Consider the following 2,979-nt stretch of genomic DNA (forward strand, 5'->3'; position numbering starts at 1 on the left):
CTCTCGCGGAACGTAAGCCCAACTACCATCGGCGCTAAAGAGCTTAACTTCTGTGTTCGGCATGGGAACAGGTGTGACCTCTTTGCTATCGTCACCAGACAAATAGTAATAACTTATGATGAATGTATTACACATTCAAAACTAGATAGTAAGTAGATTTTACGGCTAAAACCGATTTAAAATTTGATTAAGTCTTCGATCGATTAGTATTCGTCAGCTACACACATTACTGCGCTTACACCCCGAACCTATTAACCTCATCATCTTTGAGGGATCTTATAACCGAAGTTGGGAAATCTCATCTTGAGGGGGGCTTCATGCTTAGATGCTTTCAGCACTTATCCCGTCCATACATAGCTACCCAGCTATGCCGCTGGCGCGACAACTGGTACACCAGAGGTATGTCCATCCCGGTCCTCTCGTACTAAGGACAGCTCCTCTCAAATTTCCTACGCCCACGACGGATAGGGACCGAACTGTCTCACGACGTTCTGAACCCAGCTCGCGTACCGCTTTAATGGGCGAACAGCCCAACCCTTGGGACCGACTACAGCCCCAGGATGCGATGAGCCGACATCGAGGTGCCAAACCTCCCCGTCGATGTGAACTCTTGGGGGAGATAAGCCTGTTATCCCCGGGGTAGCTTTTATCCGTTGAGCGATGGCCCTTCCATGCGGAACCACCGGATCACTAAGTCCGTCTTTCGACCCTGCTCGACTTGTAGGTCTCGCAGTCAAGCTCCCTTGTGCCTTTACACTCTGCGAATGATTTCCAACCATTCTGAGGGAACCTTTGAGCGCCTCCGTTACTCTTTAGGAGGCGACCGCCCCAGTCAAACTGCCCGCCTGACACTGTCTCCCACCATGATCAAATGGTGCGGGTTAGAAAGTCAACACAGCCAGGGTAGTATCCCACCAGCGCCTCCACGTAAGCTAGCGCTCACGTTTCAAAGGCTCCTACCTATCCTGTACAAGCTGTGCCAAATTTCAATATCAGGCTACAGTAAAGCTCCACGGGGTCTTTCCGTCCTGTCGCGGGTAACCTGCATCTTCACAGGTACTATGATTTCACCGAGTCTCTCGTTGAGACAGTGCCCAAATCGTTACGCCTTTCGTGCGGGTCGGAACTTACCCGACAAGGAATTTCGCTACCTTAGGACCGTTATAGTTACGGCCGCCGTTTACTGGGGCTTCGATTCGTAGCTTCGCAGAAGCTAACCACTCCTCTTAACCTTCCAGCACCGGGCAGGCGTCAGCCCCTATACATCACCTTACGGTTTAGCAGAGACCTGTGTTTTTGATAAACAGTCGCTTGGGCCTATTCACTGCGGCTCTTCAAGGCTTGCACCCTAAAAAGCACCCCTTCTCCCGAAGTTACGGGGTCATTTTGCCGAGTTCCTTAACGAGAGTTCGCTCGCTCACCTTAGAATTCTCATCTTGACTACCTGTGTCGGTTTGCGGTACGGGCACCTATTTTCTAACTAGAGGCTTTTCTTGGCAGTGTGAAATCAACGACTCGTCGGATACATGATCCAACTCCCCATCACAACTCAACCTTACGAGTGCCGGATTTGCCTAACACTCAGTCTTATTGCTTGGACGTGCACTCCAACAGCACGCTTCGCCTATCCTACTGCGTCCCCCCATCGTTCAAACAATCATAGGTGGTACAGGAATATCTACCTGTTATCCATCGCCTACGCCTATCGGCCTCGGCTTAGGTCCCGACTAACCCAGAGCGGACGAGCCTTCCTCTGGAAACCTTAGTCAATCGGTGGATGGGATTCTCACCCATCTTTCGCTACTCACACCGGCATTCTCACTTCTAAACATTCCACATGTCCTTACGATCATGCTTCGACACGTTTAGAACGCTCTCCTACCATTATCCTTACGGATAATCCACAGCTTCGGTAATATGTTTAGCCCCGGTACATTTTCGGCGCAGTGTCACTCGACTAGTGAGCTATTACGCACTCTTTAAATGATGGCTGCTTCTAAGCCAACATCCTAGTTGTCTGGGCAACGCCACATCCTTTTCCACTTAACATATATTTTGGGACCTTAGCTGGTGGTCTGGGCTGTTTCCCTTTCGACTACGGACCTTATCACCCATAGTCTGACTCCCAAGTTAAATTATTTGGCATTCGGAGTTTGTCTGAATTCGGTAACCCGAGAGGGGCCCCTCGTCCAAACAGTGCTCTACCTCCAATAATCATCACTTGAGGCTAGCCCTAAAGCTATTTCGGAGAGAACCAGCTATCTCCAAGTTCGATTGGAATTTCTCCGCTACCCACACCTCATCCGCTCACTTTTCAACGTAAGTCGGTTCGGTCCTCCATTCAGTGTTACCTGAACTTCAACCTGGACATGGGTAGATCACTTGGTTTCGGGTCTACGACCAGATACTCATTCGCCCTATTCAGACTCGCTTTCGCTACGGCTCCACATTTACTGCTTAACCTTGCATCAAATCGTAACTCGCCGGTTCATTCTACAAAAGGCACGCCATCACCCATTAACGGGCTCTGACTATTTGTAAGCACACGGTTTCAGGTTCTATTTCACTCCCCTTCCGGGGTGCTTTTCACCTTTCCCTCACGGTACTGGTTCACTATCGGTCACTAGAGAGTATTTAGCCTTGGGAGATGGTCCTCCCAGATTCCGACGGAATTTCACGTGTTCCGCCGTACTCAGGATCCACTCAGGAGAGAAATGACTTTCGACTACAGGACCTTTACCTTCTATGGTTGGCTTTTCCAAAACCATTCGTCTAATCATTTCCTTTGTAACTCCGTATAGAGTGTCCTACAACCCCAATAGGCAAGCCTATTGGTTTGGGCTCTTCCCGTTTCGCTCGCCGCTACTCAGGGAATCGAGTTTTCTTTCTCTTCCTCCGGGTACTAAGATGTTTCAGTTCTCCGGGTGTGCCTTCTCACATACTATGTATTCATATGCGGATAACATGACATAACTCATG

General features: G+C 49.5%; 2 rRNA genes. Both read right to left on the minus strand.

The window, feature by feature from the left end:
- Window positions 1-99: ribosomal RNA gene (gene rrf, locus LQ686_RS13805) — 5S ribosomal RNA — on the minus strand; the annotation flags it as partial.
- Between the two features lie 84 nt (window positions 100-183).
- Window positions 184-2,979, minus strand: a 23S ribosomal RNA gene (locus tag LQ686_RS13810); the annotation flags it as partial.

It is taken from the genome of Mammaliicoccus sp. J-M41, from assembly GCF_022385935.1.
GTDB classification, from domain to species: Bacteria; Bacillota; Bacilli; order Staphylococcales; family Staphylococcaceae; genus Mammaliicoccus; species Mammaliicoccus sciuri_A.